The sequence below is a fragment of the Kiloniella sp. genome (assembly GCF_965205715.1).
GTDB lineage: Bacteria > Pseudomonadota > Alphaproteobacteria > Kiloniellales > Kiloniellaceae > Kiloniella.
On the sequence record NZ_CBDBHW010000006.1, the window covers coordinates 480,737 to 496,864 of the forward strand.

Annotated in this window: 21 protein-coding genes and 2 tRNA genes; 2 read left to right on the forward strand and 21 right to left on the reverse strand. The window is 46.2% G+C overall.

Features of this window, described 5'->3' with window-relative positions; all coding sequences use genetic code 11:
- Positions 1-42 precede the first annotated feature (42 nt).
- From tnpB to ACOGW3_RS07055, 8 genes are all read right to left on the reverse strand, one after another.
- Positions 43-405, reverse strand: coding sequence for an IS66 family insertion sequence element accessory protein TnpB (gene tnpB / locus ACOGW3_RS07020; RefSeq protein WP_419901186.1), 363 nt, complete (start codon positions 403-405; stop codon positions 43-45).
- Positions 405-743 (reverse strand): hypothetical protein, encoded by a 339-nt coding sequence (locus ACOGW3_RS07025; RefSeq protein WP_419902248.1) that lies wholly within the window; start codon positions 741-743, stop codon positions 405-407. The genes tnpB and ACOGW3_RS07025 overlap by 1 nt, the downstream gene beginning before the upstream one ends.
- A 78-nt stretch (positions 744-821) precedes the next feature.
- Positions 822-1,103, reverse strand: a complete 282-nt coding sequence (locus ACOGW3_RS07030; RefSeq protein WP_419902311.1) for a hypothetical protein — start codon at positions 1,101-1,103, stop codon at positions 822-824.
- Positions 1,104-1,383: 280 nt separating this feature from the next.
- Positions 1,384-2,763, reverse strand: a complete 1,380-nt coding sequence (locus ACOGW3_RS07035; RefSeq protein ID WP_419902312.1) for a TolC family outer membrane protein — start codon at positions 2,761-2,763, stop codon at positions 1,384-1,386.
- A gap of 688 nt (positions 2,764-3,451) precedes the next feature.
- A tRNA-Phe gene (locus ACOGW3_RS07040) sits at positions 3,452-3,527 on the reverse strand.
- Between the two features lie 126 nt (positions 3,528-3,653).
- Entirely contained in the window at positions 3,654-3,839 is a 186-nt protein-coding gene (locus ACOGW3_RS07045) for a DNA gyrase inhibitor YacG (protein ID WP_419902313.1), read from the reverse strand.
- A gap of 14 nt (positions 3,840-3,853) precedes the next feature.
- Entirely contained in the window at positions 3,854-5,047 is a 1,194-nt protein-coding gene (locus ACOGW3_RS07050; protein ID WP_419902314.1) for a ribonuclease E/G, read from the reverse strand.
- A 6-nt stretch (positions 5,048-5,053) separates the two neighbouring features.
- On the reverse strand, positions 5,054-5,644 hold the full coding sequence (locus ACOGW3_RS07055) for a Maf family protein (RefSeq protein ID WP_419902315.1): 591 nt from the start codon (positions 5,642-5,644) through the stop codon (positions 5,054-5,056).
- Positions 5,645-5,949: 305 nt separating this feature from the next.
- Between ACOGW3_RS07055 and ACOGW3_RS07060 the strand changes: the two genes are divergently transcribed.
- Positions 5,950-6,723 (forward strand): substrate-binding periplasmic protein, encoded by a 774-nt coding sequence (locus ACOGW3_RS07060; protein WP_419902316.1) that lies wholly within the window; start codon positions 5,950-5,952, stop codon positions 6,721-6,723.
- A gap of 51 nt (positions 6,724-6,774) precedes the next feature.
- Here the strand turns inward: ACOGW3_RS07060 and ACOGW3_RS07065 are convergent, their stop codons facing one another.
- The 8 genes from ACOGW3_RS07065 to ACOGW3_RS07100 form a co-directional block, all read right to left on the reverse strand.
- Positions 6,775-7,218 (reverse strand): low molecular weight phosphatase family protein, encoded by a 444-nt coding sequence (locus ACOGW3_RS07065; protein WP_419902317.1) that lies wholly within the window; start codon positions 7,216-7,218, stop codon positions 6,775-6,777.
- Between the two features lies 1 nt (position 7,219).
- Positions 7,220-7,717 carry a UPF0262 family protein gene (locus ACOGW3_RS07070; RefSeq protein WP_419902318.1) on the reverse strand — a complete coding sequence of 166 codons (498 nt, stop codon included), beginning with the start codon at positions 7,715-7,717 and terminating at the stop codon, positions 7,220-7,222.
- Positions 7,718-7,921: 204 nt separating this feature from the next.
- Positions 7,922-9,214: a histidinol dehydrogenase gene (gene hisD / locus ACOGW3_RS07075; RefSeq protein ID WP_419902319.1), complete on the reverse strand. Its 1,293-nt coding sequence runs from the start codon at positions 9,212-9,214 to the stop codon at positions 7,922-7,924.
- Positions 9,204-9,866 (reverse strand): ATP phosphoribosyltransferase, encoded by a 663-nt coding sequence (hisG, locus tag ACOGW3_RS07080; RefSeq protein WP_419902320.1) that lies wholly within the window; start codon positions 9,864-9,866, stop codon positions 9,204-9,206. Before hisG ends, hisD begins: the two co-directional genes overlap by 11 nt.
- Before the next feature lie 75 nt (positions 9,867-9,941).
- Positions 9,942-10,553: a DUF2948 family protein gene (locus ACOGW3_RS07085; RefSeq protein ID WP_419902321.1), complete on the reverse strand. Its 612-nt coding sequence runs from the start codon at positions 10,551-10,553 to the stop codon at positions 9,942-9,944.
- A gap of 18 nt (positions 10,554-10,571) precedes the next feature.
- The gene (gene murA, locus ACOGW3_RS07090; protein ID WP_419902322.1) at positions 10,572-11,861 is read right to left on the reverse strand and encodes a UDP-N-acetylglucosamine 1-carboxyvinyltransferase; all 1,290 of its coding nucleotides are present in this window, start codon (positions 11,859-11,861) and stop codon (positions 10,572-10,574) included.
- Between the two features lie 148 nt (positions 11,862-12,009).
- Positions 12,010-12,555 carry a dCTP deaminase gene (gene dcd, locus ACOGW3_RS07095; RefSeq protein ID WP_419902323.1) on the reverse strand — a complete coding sequence of 182 codons (546 nt, stop codon included), beginning with the start codon at positions 12,553-12,555 and terminating at the stop codon, positions 12,010-12,012.
- A 176-nt stretch (positions 12,556-12,731) separates the two neighbouring features.
- Entirely contained in the window at positions 12,732-12,959 is a 228-nt protein-coding gene (locus tag ACOGW3_RS07100) for a hypothetical protein (RefSeq protein WP_419902324.1), read from the reverse strand.
- 161 nt (positions 12,960-13,120) lie between these two features.
- On the opposite strand from ACOGW3_RS07100, the gene ACOGW3_RS07105 reads away from it, so the two are divergent.
- Positions 13,121-13,195 (forward strand) — tRNA-Thr (locus tag ACOGW3_RS07105).
- 94 nt (positions 13,196-13,289) lie between these two features.
- Here ACOGW3_RS07105 and ACOGW3_RS07110 read toward each other — a convergent pair.
- The 5 genes from ACOGW3_RS07110 to ACOGW3_RS07130 form a co-directional block, all read right to left on the reverse strand.
- Complete coding sequence (locus ACOGW3_RS07110; RefSeq protein ID WP_419902325.1) at positions 13,290-14,432, reverse strand: tyrosine-type recombinase/integrase; 1,143 nt, start codon at positions 14,430-14,432, stop codon at positions 13,290-13,292.
- Positions 14,419-14,751 carry a hypothetical protein gene (locus tag ACOGW3_RS07115; RefSeq protein WP_419902326.1) on the reverse strand — a complete coding sequence of 111 codons (333 nt, stop codon included), beginning with the start codon at positions 14,749-14,751 and terminating at the stop codon, positions 14,419-14,421. The genes ACOGW3_RS07110 and ACOGW3_RS07115 overlap by 14 nt, the downstream gene beginning before the upstream one ends.
- Positions 14,748-15,119: a hypothetical protein gene (locus ACOGW3_RS07120; RefSeq protein WP_419902327.1), complete on the reverse strand. Its 372-nt coding sequence runs from the start codon at positions 15,117-15,119 to the stop codon at positions 14,748-14,750. Before ACOGW3_RS07120 ends, ACOGW3_RS07115 begins: the two co-directional genes overlap by 4 nt.
- Positions 15,120-15,224: 105 nt before the next feature.
- Positions 15,225-15,410, reverse strand: coding sequence for a hypothetical protein (locus tag ACOGW3_RS07125; protein WP_419902328.1), 186 nt, complete (start codon positions 15,408-15,410; stop codon positions 15,225-15,227).
- The gene (locus tag ACOGW3_RS07130) at positions 15,407-16,075 is read right to left on the reverse strand and encodes a hypothetical protein (protein ID WP_419902329.1); all 669 of its coding nucleotides are present in this window, start codon (positions 16,073-16,075) and stop codon (positions 15,407-15,409) included. The genes ACOGW3_RS07125 and ACOGW3_RS07130 overlap by 4 nt, the downstream gene beginning before the upstream one ends.
- Between the last annotated feature and the right edge of the window lie 53 nt (positions 16,076-16,128).

Genomic DNA, 16,128 nt, shown 5'->3' on the forward strand with positions numbered 1-16,128 from the left:
CAAATTTATACTCACCAAAATAGTATAAAGTACTATAAATATTTAATATATTGCCGAGTAATTCACAGATTTATGCTCGTTCACATGGCGAAGATCAACACCATCCAGAAGCCAGTTCAGTTGCCTGCCATTGAGCTCAATCAGGGCTCCTTTGCTCAAATGAACAGGCCATGAAAATAGATCCTTTTCAAGGCTCTTCTGCCACATACAAAATCCGTTCTTTTCCCAATACAACATTTTTATCTTGTTGCTTAGGCGATTGCTGAAAACAAAGAGATGACCTGAAAATGGGTCAAGGCTCAGGATATCATCTACAAGAATGGACAAGCCATTTATCCCTTTGCGAAAATCCACAGGCTTCGCGCAAAGATAAATAACAGGCAAAGCATCCGAAGGTCGGCGCATCAGACACCTTCAAGGGCATTAACAATGGATGTCAGATCTGATGTCCGGCCCGACACAGGCCAGTTAACTTCAAGCCCGTTGCGCAAGATAACCAGGCAATGCAGTCGTACTGGGATATCTTCTGAACCAGATAAAACCCGATGCAAATTTTCATCCACACCTGTAACAGCAAAAAGACCTTTCTTAACCAGTTCACCTTTATGGTGGTAAAAATCCTTCAGATCAAGATCGTGGGCCTCGGCATAAGCTTTCATCCCAAGTCCACTCTGATCACAGATACGCGTATGAGACAGCCACTGAATTTCTGTAGGCGATAATTTTTGATCAACTGAGGACATTAAGCTACTCCATTCATAAGGAAAAAATGAAGCATACTTGCTGCGACTTAACTCAAAAAGATGGGGTTAACGTCACGCTCACGTTACATCGACACCTGAAGACGTAACATGCGAGGTGGAAATGCCGCTTGAAATGACCATTTCAACTGTTTCAAGGTACACTTGATTACCTTCACCTGCGAAAAGTACTACAGCCCCAGAGTCGTCTGGTAGCAGGTCATCTAAATGAAGAGAAACCATCTCCCCTTCAGAGTCATAAACGGATTCAAAAGAAGAATCATAAAAGTCATTCAAAGTCTGATGACTTGGATTGTTTTTATCGACACCAACTGTCGCATTATTTCTATCGTTGGCACTCATAACAATTCTCTAGAAACCGATCGCCCTTAATTAGGTATTATAGACATCTATATATTAATTTTAGTAAATAACAATCACCTTTTACATATAATAGTATTCTTTAAAATATCCAGGCTTTACCGGTCAGCTCTTAAACCAAGATACAATACCATTTAGGCAAGGCGTTTGTTTATACGAGATTGAAATAAACCATCCAAATAAAACAATGGTGTATGACATTTACAAGATACGAAAAAGGGCGCCAGAAGCGCCCTTTTTGTATTTAGAACTTAACATCAACTTAGTTGATAAGGCCATCAGCCCAAGTTTGATGATCAACAACTGCTTGCTCAGGAGCTTCAACACCAACACTTGTCATTAGCTGGCCGCTAAGAGCTAGAATACGGTAAGAAGCAAGCTGTTCATTAGTCATAGCAGAAACCAATTGTCCACGTGATGTGAAAAGTTCATTTTCAGCATCAAGCACGTCGAGCAAAGTACGCTGCGCAACTTCAAACTGATCTCTGTAAGCATCGCGAGTTTCTGTGTTGTATTGAACAGCAGAAGCAAGATCTGTTACCGACTGACGGTTTGATTCAAGCGCAAACCAAGACTGACGCATTTCACGTTGAGCATCTACAACTGAGCTGTAACGCTGATTTTTGCTTTCAGAAAGACGAGAAAGAGCTTCTTGACGAGCTGAACGATCAATACCACCGCGGAACAAGTTCCAGCGAAGGCGCAGCATCACTGAATTGTTTTGCTCATATGATCCAGGTGTTGCATCAAACTCATCACGATGTTCAGTAGACGCTTCCAAGTTTACGGAAGGATACATAGGAACTTCAGCCAAAGTGACCTCAGCTTCCGCTGTACGAACATCAGCTTCAAAGATACGGATTGTTGGATTGCTGTTTACTGCCAGATCAACAGCATCATCCAGGCCACCCGGAAGCTCCGAAGAGAACGCTTCTGGTGTGTCTAGCTCTTCTGGGAAATGACCAACAATACGCGTGTAGTTTGCTTCAGCATCACGCAAATCATTATAAGTCGTTGTCAGCGTGTTACGAGCACGAGCTGCACGAGCTTCAGCTTGAGACACGTCAGCACGACTGCCACCGCCACCAGCTAGACGCTCTTGCAAGTTAGCAACAATATCAATGTGGATCTGAAGGTTATTTTTGGACAGGTCAAGAAGTTCACGCTGACGAATAACTTCTAGGTAAGCACCGATAGTATCCAGCGTTAGGAATTCTGAGTTTTCCTGGACGCGATTAGCTGCGGATTCGACACGCGCTTTTTCACGATCAACAGTACTGCCAGCCTCAAAACCATCAAATATACGTTGCTGCAATGTAATTGATACATCAGTAGGATTAATCACATCATGCTTACCAGTGCTACCACCGGCACGAGATGTTGAATCATCGTTACTTTCGATACCTGCGCCAGCAGACAAATCTATCTGAGGAAGATAAAGACCGCGTGCCTGACGCAACTCTTCGTCAACAGCTTCGCGATTATGTGCAACGATCCCAATATCCGGGTTAGTCGCAAGAGCTTGCGTTATAGCTTCTTGAAGTGACACAGCCTGAGCTGATGTAATAGCTGGCACAACTAACGTACTCGCGAGAAGTACTGTTTTAAAGCTTGTTGCCAAGGTTTTACCAAACTGGCGCATTGGTATATTTCCCCCGATGCTTACCTGAGCTCTTTAATAAACTTCAGGTAAAATAAATGACGATTCACAACCACCTAATATAATTCAGTGATCTTTCTACAGTTTGCACACAGTAAATGTCAAGAATCCAAAAGGGATATCGGGCATTTAAACACCTGTGTTGCAAAAAGATCACAGACTAAATTTTCTATTTTGCAGCACATCCAAACTCAAGGAAACCTTAGTGGTTACGCGCAAAACAAGAAAAATATTCTCTTTTCGCCGCAAAACTTAGCCTAGTGACATTGTTAACTCAAGAGAAAATCCGATTTCTCCTAAATATATTTGCACTTTTTAAGTATCCCAGCCAATTACAATAACCAAAGCATGGTTGCAGGAGATGCAAGAAAAGGACGACAAAAAAGAAATTGTATCTTTTACAAACGCTTACCTGATTGGAACTTAAAACTGCAATTAACAGTTACTTTTCTTTTGCCCCAATCAATTACCACCCTCAGCAAGTTACAGCTATCGGTGTCTTGCTCATGCCAACATAGGAAAAGTACCCATTATTGATAGATGAATCCAATGGGTAGGAATTTCGAAAAACTTGCTCGAACCGAGGACAACAAACGTTGATAGATTCTAAGACGCAAATCACTGCGATACGTCACACCTAACAACAATGTAATTTTTCTGGAAATTAAAATGGTGCCCAGGGGCGGATTTGAACCACCGACACGCGGATTTTCAGTCCGCTGCTCTACCAACTGAGCTACCTGGGCACCGTGGGCTTGCCAACCATGTTGACCGCCGATGAAGGGCTTATAGAAAATGATTGAGGCCGTGTCCAGCCCTATTACAAAGAAAATATCAAAAAAGAGATTTTTATTATAGTTTCAAGCTCTTACTCACATGATTTCATCATCATCTGCTATGCCAATTGGCCTTTCCTCACTTGGAATCCGATACCCGCCACCTAACCACCGGCTGAGATCAACATCAGCACAACGCTTAGAACAAAAAGGAGTATATTTTTCAGCGCTTTCCCCCTTACAAACAAGACAGTTCGAACTCATTTTTTTAGCATTCACCATAAAAACATCTCTTATTAAAATTCGACGTGGAATCCAGATCCTAATTCTTCAGCCGATAGTGTAGGGTCAACAGAAAGTAGAATCGAGCAACCGATCCTATCTTGTACATACTGGAGTGCCTTACCCTGCTCCAATACCTTTATCGTCATGGGACCAGCAGAAATCTTAGGAATTCCTTGTTGCTTGCTTGATAACGCTCCTGCCCAAAGTGACCTTAGTGCCGAAAACCCCAGGGTAAGAGGGTCGGCAATGCACCCCAGCCCCCCAATACCAATGGGCTGTAACAATAAACCCTGTAAACTATGCCCCGCGCGTTTACGTGTGAGTTCTTGCAACCCAGAGAGATAAAGCGGGAAAAGCTTATGACGGGCATAATCTTTCTTGAGCTCTGCTTTCAGAACTCCTTGCAGGCGCTTTCGATTCTCAGTGGATTTCATATTTGGGAAATCAATAAGTATCCGACCGGCAATATTCCGAAGACGAAGTTGGCGCGCAATTTCTTTCGCCGCCTCCTCGTTTAATTCAGAATGAAGTTTCTCCGCTCCGCCATTATGCTGCATAGAGCCCTTATTGACATCGACAGCGGTCAAAGTACGACCTTGTTCGATGATAAGGCTTCCACCCGATGGCAAAGGAACGTCAACCTGAAGCAACTCTTCCACCGCTTCTTCAATCCCGTTAGCTTCAAAAAGCATCGGATTTTCTGGCACAAATTTCACATTAACGTCCCCTCTCCCCAGATCGCTCAACAGGCCTTTAACGCGCCTTACCAGGCTAGCATCGGTAACCTGAACCTCATCGAACTCGACAGGTTGGCGGTGTAACCAATCATAGAGGGGATCGATTTCGCTATATAGATTTATCTTTTGCTTCTCTACCTTGTCATTAAGGGCTTTAACTTTAACACCTTTGCCATCAGCGCCTTCACGCGTAACGGTCACCTTTAGATAGAGCCCTTCTGATATGCCCTGTTCACGTAAAGATTTTGGTATTTCATTCCGCGGCAAAAATCCCGGGGAGCTCAATCCAATATCCACAAATGCAGCATCGAGGCCTTTATCTATGGAAAGGATTTTACCGACGTAGATATTTCCCACGTAAGTTGGCTTGTCATCCCGCAAAATAAGCAGGTCATCTAGCCCCTCATCGCTTAGGTTTGCAGCGCGCAACAAACCGGGGAGATAGTCGATATAAATCACTCCAGTCATAACAAGTTAAAACCCGTTACCTACCAACATATTCGTCACCTCAGGTAAAGAAAGACCAACAACATTGGTATAAGAACCATTGATAGAAGGGATAAGCGCCGCAGCACCTCCCTGAATAGCATAGCCACCAGCCTTACCTTGCCAGTCCATACTTTTGATGTAAGCGTCTATTTCACTTGAATGCAGTCGCTTAAATTTAACAGATGTTAGAACCAACTTCTGCCTAAACTCTCCCGCGGGAGTTACCAATACATGGCTCGTCATGACTCTGTGGCGTCGACCAGATAACAAGGCCAAACAATCCCTCGCATCCATCTCATCTTCTGCTTTGGGCAGTATCCTTCTACCGACAGCAACAACGGTGTCAGCTGCCAAAATAAAAGACCCCTTATGACGCGAGGCTATAACTGCAGCTTTTTCCAGAGAAATACGCTTACCATAATCGGTAGGTAATTCCCTGTTCTTTGGGCTTTCATCAATATCGGCGGGATCGATGACATCCGGGACGAGCCCTATTTGTGCGAGAAGATCTCGGCGACGTGGAGATGCAGAAGCCAAGACAAAGGGGGCAGAGGATTGACGAGTTACAAGTTGCATAAAAACCTAAGGTATCCTCTATAACATTCGTGCGTAATTCGATAACGCAGGTGATATTTAGATGAGTTGAAGTCAGCCAAAAGCTGGGCAGTCATTCAACTTAACTTTCACATTATTATGTAATTGGTGATAACAAAAAAGCACCAGAGAAACAATGAATGTAAACCGCACTATATTGTTGGAATTAAATCACACAAATTATCGGCCAATTACTTTTGTTCAAAAAAGGAAAATGTTAAGCTTTTACCCAGATAGTAAACTTTCAATAACTGATCGCTAATCCCTGGGGGAGGGAATCGGCCTTAATGATTTTAAGAACATTACTTCTATTGGTTACATTTTCTTGCTGGAGCTTTTCCGTGGGCGCTGAGCCTCTTGTTTTGGCGTGTAATCCATGGAAACCCCTAATAGATAACACCCTCCCAAACCAAGGGCTATTGAGCGATATCGTTGTAACCGCAGGAGCGCGGGTTGGGCTAGAAGTCGAGCACCGAATTCTTCCCTGGAACAGATTAGTGGCCCAGGTTAAACGAGGCGACATCGATGGTATCTCCTGCTCCACTTATGTAGACGAAGATAAAAGCTGGATTACCTATACCAATCAGCCCTTTTGGGTAACAGAAGTTGGTTTCTTCGTCCGCAAGGACAGCAAGATAAAACTCGATCAACTAGATACCTTAAGAAAACACACATTTGGCGCCTTGAAAGGGGGAAAATATACCGAAGTATTAAGAGGCCTGATCAGTAAGGACATCAAAATCATCCCCTACCCTAAAGAAATGCATGGCATGAAGATGCTAATTGAAAAGCGATTTGATATCCTTTTCACGGGTGAGGTCGTAGGAAATTCTGTGCTTAAAGAACGCAACCTTGATCGCGCGAATGAAATAACATATCTCGAGGCTCTTTACTTAGAGCACGTTCACCCTGCCATAAGCCTACAAAGACCCGATGCAAAACTTATCGCAAGCCGCCTCAGTGAAGGCTATAAACTGATCAAGGCTGACGGCACACTTGAAGCTCTATTCCAAAAGCACCAGCTTTTTCCCTCTTCATATAGCGTGAAGTTTACAAACTAACTCTCGTAGCCTTCCCAATTCCGACCAATTTCTTAGGCCCAAGAAAGAGCGCTATAGGTTTGGTTTAAGATCCATAGTGAAGCGGGTCTTAATTTTTTTATATAAAAAATCTCGCACCTGCCTGTAAGCCGTTAATCTGGTTTCACGGCTTCCTTCAATAAGAGTCGGATCAAACGTGTGCCAGAACTCAACATCGCAAGCCATTGTCCTTGTCATCTCGACTGCAGAGTGCTGGGCTTCTGGAGATAGGCTAATGATCAAATCAAAAGAACTGTCTTCCAAATCGCTAAAGTTCTTTGCATTATGCCGAGATATATCGATCCCTATCTCATCCATAACTTCTATGACAAATCCATCAATCTCCTGAGATCGCACCCCCGCAGAATCCACGAAAACCTTATGCCCAAGCAAGTGTTTTAATATTCCTTCTGCCATAGGAGATCGAATAGCGTTATGCGTACAGGCAAAGAGAACTGCTTCAGGTAAATCGACCAAGTTAACGGCCTCTGACACTGTGGAGAGCACAAATCAGCGTGAAAAGACGTCGCGCAGTATTAAAGTCAATTTCGATTTTACCTTCGAGACGTTGCTGGAGGATCTCCGATCCTTCATTGTGCAGCCCGCGACGCCCCATATCAATTGCTTCAATTTTGGCCGGGCTCGCCATCTTAATAGCTTCAAAGTAGGTCTGACATACTGAGAAATAATCTCTAATAACGCGTCGTAACGGGGTAAGGGATAAAATGTGCTCACATAAAAACTGGCCCCCTTCCCGGTCAACTCTAAAGCGAAGACGGTTCTCTACAATTGCGAGATCAAGAAGGTAAGGGCCGACATCCGAGCCAAAAGGAATAAAACTGTTTTGTTCAATTAAGTCATAGATAGCAATGGCGCGCTCTTTCTCAACATCGGGTGTCGAACGTGCCAAAGAGTTTTCATCCAAACGGATATGGATAAGATGATGATTGCTATCTTGGCTTGCCTGATCGCTCATTCGACCCCTCGAAAAAGAAGATATATTATAAAAGTAATACCGCTCTTAACTCTTTTACTATGCCAGCCAGCCAAGCTACTCGTAAAGTCGGGATTTTATTAACAAATAAACAATCCCGACCTCATGTTTCCGGACAAGAACTAAAAGCTCTGCGACAGAAATAAAGGCCGGGATTACATATGGTTATAGCTAACTTTTGTTTTATCAGTCTTCTAATCGCAATGAAACTGAAAGCGCATGTGCTGTTAGCCCCTCTTCTTTGGCCAATGTCACTGCAGCCGGACCTATTGCTTTCAGGCTTTCTGCATCACAAGCGATCAAAGATGTTCTTTTCATGAAGTCCAATACAGAAAGTCCCGAAGAAAACCGCGCGGATCGAGCTGTTGGCAGTACATGGTTCGGACCTGCCACGTAATCGCCAATAACCTCTGCAGTATGGCGTCCAAGGAATATTGCACCTGCATTGCGTATTTTAGCTGCCAGCTCTTCAGCATCGTCAACGGCTATTTCAAGGTGTTCAGGCGCCAGACGATCCGTCAAAGCCACAGCTTCCTCAAGATCATCTACTAGAATTATGGCACCGTGATCATTCCAACTCTTACCCGCGATTTCACTTCGAAGAAGGGTTTGCAGATGAACCTCTACGGCTCGTTTTACCGCTTCAGCGAAATTAGCATCATCCGTGATTAGGATTGATTGAGCTGCTGTATCATGTTCTGCCTGCGCCAATAAGTCCGCAGCAGTCCAACGTGGATCGTTCTTGCCATCAGCAATGATCAAGATTTCAGATGGGCCAGCAATCATATCGATACCAACGGTACCAAAAACCTGCTTTTTGGCCGCGGCGACATAAGCATTACCTGGACCAACAATAATATCCACAGGTTTGATGCTGTCTGTACCATAGGCCAAAGCACCAACGGCCTGTGCCCCACCAATACGGTAAATTTCATCAACTCCAGCAATTGAAGCTGCCGCGAGTACCAGTGGATTTAACACACCATCCGGTGAAGGAACAACCATGACCAAACGATCCACCCCGGCGACTTTGGCAGGAAGAGCATTCATCAATACCGATGAAGGATAACTCGCCAATCCACCAGGCACATACAGACCCGCTGCCTGGACAGCTGTCCAACGGTGCCCCAACTGAACCCCGGCCTCATCCGTATAACGGAGATCTTCCGGCTTCTGGCGTGCGTGATAATCGGCAATGCGACGCGCGGCAAGCTCAAGAGCTTCAATCGATTTGGGGTCACACTTGGCCACCGCCTCATCAATTTCTCTTTGAGGAATACGCAAGGCTTCAGCGGTTAGTTCCAGCCGATCAAACCGCTTTGTATATTCTATTAATGCGGCATCCCCACGGCTTTTCACTTCTGATAAAATCTCTGCAACAGCATCGTTTACATCGACAGAGACTTCTCTTTTAGAAGAAAGAAGATCTAGAAAGGCATTTTCAAATTCAGCTGAGTCCGCTTTGAGATCACTTGGCATTGACCGCCTCCTGAAAGCTGCGGATCCAGTGATTAATCTCAACAGGGCGGGTCTTCATTGCTGCGCGGTTTACAATAAAGCGAGAGGAGACCTCCGAAATTTTTTCAACTTCTGCCAACCCATTGGCCTTCAATGTGTCTCCAGAAGAAACCAAATCAACGATACGACGGCACAAACCTAAATTCGGGGCAAGTTCCATAGCACCATTTAGTTTGATGCACTCGGCCTGCACTCCCCGAGAAGAGAAATGTTTTTGGGTTATTTTAGGGTATTTCGTTGCAACTCGAATATGGCTCCACTGAGAAGGGTCTTCACTTTCCAAAAGAGTTGTTGGCGCTGCGACTGACATACGACAGTGCCCGATGTCGAGATCTACCGGAGAATAAATCTCTGGGTAATCAAACTCCATAATGACATCACTACCGGCAACCCCGAGATGGGCCGCACCAAAAGCAACAAAGGTTGGAACATCGAAACTGCGAACACGTATGATTTCTAGATAATCAACATTGGTTGCAAACTTTAACTGACGGCACTTGTCATCAAAGAAGGACTCTTCGGGTTCAACCCCCGCACTTTTCATAAGCGGTAGTAATTCTTTGAGAATACGTCCCTTAGGGACAGCCAGGATCATCGGTTCGATCTTGGGCATAATAATATAATCCGTTTTGTCTCGGCGATGGGTTCTTTCACCCTATCTGCCTTAGTAATTTCTCTACTTAATCAATCACGCTTCTTCCGGGGAGCGCGTACCCCCTGAATGTTCAGAAGTAGGGGAATGTTCAGCATCATGAGCATGTTCGCTATCGTCCTTCGCGTCAGAACCACCTTCAACATCGTGACGTGGTTGATAAAGCGTTGGCCAAGGCTCACTGATATCATCCATATGGCAACGAATTTGTGACACAACCAAACGAATTGCGGCCCCACCGGAAAAATGTAAGGTGATATAGCCCGGAATTGCGGCAACAGTCAGAAGATTTAAGATCTCATCCTTCATGTTCAAATCCACACCCTTAACCTGGACGGATTTGACTTTGTCAAAGCAAAGGCCTGTATTTACACGGTGGAACGTCGGCAGATCATCAACATCAGAAAATGAAACATCATCATTTTCAGCCTGTCCTGCAGGCGTATCCGGCGCAGAAAGTCCCCGCTCACGGAGTTCAGTCGGAAGCATTTCCCAGCAAAAGCGATTAACAACGAGAACGAAACGGTTCTCGTCCCGAAGATAAGCCACATCACATAGCGGAGCCAAAGAATCCTGAAGCAATCCGGATAATGTACGGATGTCTTCGGCATCGTGTGCCCGGATTTTCAGTCTTTTGCTCTCTGCCATATTACTAATTCCCCGCCTTTATTCGACTTTGACACGTTCTATATCGGCACCGCATGCCGCAAGTTTATCTTCAACCCGCTCATATCCCCGATCAAGGTGATAGACACGGTTTAACACAGTTTCCCCATCTGCAACCAGCCCTGCCATGATAAGAGAGAAACTAGCCCGAAGATCCGTGGCCATTACTTCAGCCCCTGTCAATTTGGGCTGGCCGCGCACAAGGGCCGAAGAACCGTGCACTGTAATATTAGCGCCCATACGACAAAGCTCTGGTACGTGCATAAAACGATTTTCAAAAATCGTCTCTGTAATCATTGATGCGCCGTCAGCCGTGGAAATCAAGGCCATGGTTTGAGCTTGTAAATCGGTTGGGTAACCAGGGTACGGTTCGGTCATGATATCAACACCGGTAACGCGTTCACCAACGCACCGGGCAATCATACTGTTTTCCAGCTCTTCAATGACAACACCCGCGTGAGCAAGTTGATCGATCATAGAGCGTAGATGCTCAGGACGCGCCCCAATTAACTCCAGCTCTCCGCCTGTCATAGCCGCAGCCATGGCGTAGGTTCCGGTTTCAATGCGATCAGGCACAACGGTGTGAGTATAACCATGCAGACGATCAACGCCTTCAATAGTGATTGTATCAGTCCCCGCGCCTTCAATCTTTGCGCCCATACCAATCAAACATTCTGCAAGGTCAACCACTTCGGGCTCACGTGCAGAATTGATCATCCGGGTTGTGCCTTTTGCAAGCACAGCAGCCATCATGATGTTTTCAGTCGCACCGACAGATACTTTGGGGAACATAACTTCCCCACCCACTAGTCCACCGGGAGCTTTTGCATGAACATAACCTTCTTTAAGTTCAATCTCGGCGCCAAGCTGCTGCATCCCCTGAAGATGCAAATCAACCGGGCGAGAACCGATCGCACAACCGCCGGGCAGAGATACTTCTGCGTGACCTTCGCGAGCCAGCAATGGTCCAAGTACAAGAATGGATGCCCGCATTTTACGAACGAGTTCATAAGGTGCTTTGGTGGTCTCGATCGTCTTGGCATGCATATCAAGAACCCGGCCGGCACAGCCTTCACTGCCCGCGGCACCGTTCATGTGCAATTCAACCCCGTGCTGAGCGAGAAGGTTTGCAAGAGTTGTTATATCGGCCAAATGCGGGAGATTACGAAGCGTAAGTACTTCATCGGTCAGAAGTGCTGCCGTCATAAGAGGCAAGGCCGCATTCTTAGCGCCAGAGATCCAAATTTTCCCTTTGAGCGGGTTTCCACCGCGAATTTTAATTTTATCCATCGTATCTTACCGTTTCTGCCTGGTTGTCATCTGTCAGACAGGTCTATCCAAGGGCTTTGTTCAAATCGTGGCACTGATCTGTTGAAAGAAAAGCAGTTTGAGCTTTAGGTACAACAGATCAATAATGCTGGGTCTTTAAAGATCTAAATTACAGTCGCGGTAAAGTAACGCCACGCTGTTTCATATATTTTCCGGCGCGATCTGCGTAAGAGACATCACAATCCCCTTCTCCTTTGAGGAACAGGAACTGGCACACACCTTCATTCGCGTAAATTTTCGCCGGTAATGGCGTCGTGTTCGAGAACTCTAGGGTAACGTGACCTTCCCACTCCGGCTCAAGCGGCGTGACATTAACAATAATGCCGCAGCGGGCGTAGGTGGATTTACCAAGGCAAATAACCAGGACGTCGCGCGGTATACGGAAATATTCAACAGTCCGGGCAAGCGCAAAAGAATTGGGCGGGATGATGCAGACATCATCATCTTTTTCCACAAAACTCTGATCAGAAAAATCTTTCGGATCCACGATCGCATTGTGAACGTTGGTGAAGATCTTAAATTCGTTTGATACCCGCGCATCATAACCGTATGAGCTGACACCATAGGATATAACACCCTCACGGCGCTGTGCTTCCACGTATGGCTCAATCATGCCATGATTTTCGGCCTGATCTCGAATCCATGTGTCCGGCATAATTCCCACGGCATATCCTCCCAAATGTCACCGATTCCATTTTTTTACGCTGAAATCAGCGCAAAACCATATGCCTTCTACTGTCTCTGGGCTGAAAGCTCAAGATTGAAGATGGTTACAGTACCAAATTTAATATAGGGAAATTGTCTGAACAGGATAAGCCTGCGCTCTATGAGCTATTTACGCTCTCGCATTTGCCCCTTGCGCTTGCGCAAATTATCGCGCAGAGCCTTGGCTTCACGGTTAAGCCTGTTCACGGTACGCTCCGCAACAGCCTTTTCAGAAGTAATACTCTTCTGGCTTCTTTCCCCATCGCTCTTATGGGTTTCTTTAAGGTCTTCACCCGCCGAATGCTCGGTCTTTTCTTCTTCGTTCATGGCCGCAGATTGCAAAGTCTTACCCAAGAGGTCAAGCCCTTAGTCATTTCCTTGCCTTCACAAAAAGATATTTCAAATATGATATTCATATGCACCAATAAAATTAAGTGACAAGAATATTGTTAAAAGTTAAAAATAAGCCTTGCAATCAAACTCGGACAGAGGCATATAACGCCCGTCCAAACGAGGCCGTGGTAGCTCAGGGGTAGAGCACGTCATTGGTAATGACGGGGTCGGCAGTTCAAATCTGCCTCACGGCACCATTTTTATTTAAGTTTTTCAATAGCTTACCGGACACAAAAATCTTAACACTTTCCAGTTGTAGACTTTTCAAAACCCCAGTTGTAGACTTTTGCATCATTTTGGGGCCTTTTCCGGTGCTATATTTTCACTTTTTTCCAGCTTAGAAATAGCATTTTCAGCCTGTTTATAGGTCCGTTGCCAGTAGTGCGCCAGGATGCTTTCCACATTAGTTAAAGAGTGGCCGGTAATGCTGGCAATCTCTGTTGTCGTGCATTCCGCTTCCGCCAACCTGATAACGGCGGTCGAGCGGATATCGTGGCGGCGAAGGTTTGTTAGCCCGGTCTTGGCCATAACCTTGTCCCACCGGCTCGAAAAATAACGTTTCTTGAATTCTTGGTGGCCAATGGTCTGTAAAATATTACCGCCGATATGGCCCGCCTGGGCGCGGTCTTTTATATGCTGGTTGATTTTAGCTTTTAATACCTGGTGGCACGGTACCCAGATTTTTTTATCTGTCTTCTCCTGGACCACCCGGATTTTATCGCCGTCAAAATCGGTTGTGCCCATACCGAGACAATCGGAAAGCCGTTGCCCGGAATAAACCATAAGGTAAAAACCCATGGCCACTTCAGGGTCTAGCTTGTGAGCGACCTCTAAGAAGGTGGATTGCTGGTCTTGTGACCAGAAAACATCGCGGGGCGCGACGCCTTCTTTTTTGCCGTAGCGTTCCACACCGTGGCAGGGGTTCTCTGTGATGCCAAATAACGAAGTGTGAAGCCTAGCTTCACGAAAAAGGGCTGATAGCACAGACAGCGCATAATTGGCGGCGTGGGGTTCGTGGGCCATAGAAGAATGAATAGAATTTATTATTTCCGTGGTGAAATCCAGAATGGGTTCACTATGGAATTTCTTTAAAAACCTATCCAAGTAAGTGTTGTATTTACCTTGGGTGCTATCGGCCAGCTTGTTCCAGGCTTTGGACGGTTTGATTTTATCCTGGGAAGAACCACGATAAACCCGGACCAGGTGGTCAAAGGTGCCAGGAACAAAACCGGTTTCCATGTCTTTTAACCGGGCGCGCTCACGGGCTACCTGTTCGTTCTTTGCCATGGCCCTTTGAATTGCGGCGTGGCGATCTGTTCCCAGGCCTTCATTTGCAAAGCCCAGGGCGCGAACGTGTTTACCTGGTCGCCAGGCGAAATATACCCGGCCTTTTTGCGTAAATTCTACAAGGTAAGGTATTTTAACCTTTGCCAAAGTTTGCCGCCTTTTCCATTAGAGTAAGGGGTTTTTCATGTTCTGCCCCTTGGGCATGTTCTGTCAATCGGGAACTTCTTGTCTTTGAAGCGGTCAAAAGGGCCATTTTAGCGGGTAAGTCTTCGGAAGCCTGGTCCAGGGCGGCACGGTCCCAGCGGGCTTGCGCGCCTACTCTTTTGACGGGTTTGGGCCATAGGCCCAAGTTTACTTCTGTCAGGAACGAAGTTTCTGTAATGCGAAGGTAAGCACACGCTTCTGTTTTAAGCAGGAAGCGCGGCCAGGTCGGAAGGTCCGACAAAGGCATTAATTTTGCACTCATTGGGGGCCGTCCTCTCTGCCTGTTTGGGCTTTGATAAAGTTGATAATCTGGCTTCTATCGTCCCGGCTCCAAACCCTATTGCCGTAGATACCTTTATTTTCGCATTTCCAATGACGTTCTGTTTCATCCCACCAGAACGACCAATCGCCTTCTTTAAATTTGAGCGGTTCACCGGGCTTGTCTTCAGTTTGAACAATTTCGGCGGCCTTTCTCTTCTCATTTAGCCTAGCGATTACCGCCTGTTCTGATGCGCGTATTCCACCAATACGGACTTTTTCTAATAAGTCCGAACCTTCACACCAGGTGCGGCCCCTGGGTGGTGGGTTGCATCCATCAATTTCAATCGTATCTGAAAACTTTTCAGTCATATTCCAATCCAATCTAGGGCACGGGTTGCGGCGACCAGGAAGGCGGCGGCGGCAAAGAGTTGATAGTTGATTACGGCTTTAGTCATGGGGGGTGTCTTCCTTCGGCTAGAGGATTGAACCTACAAAGGCGATAGCGAAGGCCGCCGGGGTAAAGATTGGCCACATCATGGCCAGGAAAACCTTGGCCAGGGGGCCGGTTTCTTCACCTCTGACGGTGTCTTCTCTCTTGATACGGGCCAGGGCTTGGACTATACCAAAGGCATAAAGCCATATTATTATGGAAAGGGTCATTGTGCGGCCTCTTCCTGCTGAACTTCTCCGTTGGCCATAAACACCGCCCGCGCAAATCCCATAGGGGTGGCGCTTCTGATATTCGCGCGTTCTGCTGATGGCGGGCATTTGTGGATACGGTCGTCGGGGGTAACGTTTTCAGGGTGGTACATTTCAGGCATTACGAAGCCCCCCCCTGTCCATAAACAGGTGTTTTTGGTGTAGTTGTCGTTTTCTTCGTACCCGCAAAAATGCCACGGGTGGAAACTATAGTCCGCCTTGCGCCAGTAGGTACTTATGGTACTAACCGGATTTTCCAGCATATAGGGAACGCCCAGCCATTCGGCCCAGAAGGCAGCCTGGGCAAACAACCCTATGGCGTCGGACAATTTGCCCAACCCCTTGCCTTTGAACCATCGTGCCCCGGATACTGCGAGATTGTCACAGGGTGGAAATGCTGCAAAAAAGGCGACGTTTTCCACTATCTGGCGCGGTGGCACCCACTTGAACATATCACCGTTCAAAAACACGATACCGTTCTTTTCCGTGGGGTCTTTTGGGTGCTGCAAGTCGATGCACAGACAGTTGTAACCCGCTTCCGCCCAGGGCCTTGCCATAACACCGGTCTTGTCAAATGTGCTGATCATCCAGGGGCCGGGACGGTCAAATATAGAGTTGTCATTCATAGCTATCTTCTCTTAGGAGGTGGGATTGGTCCTGGTCGGCTATCCGCGCATTT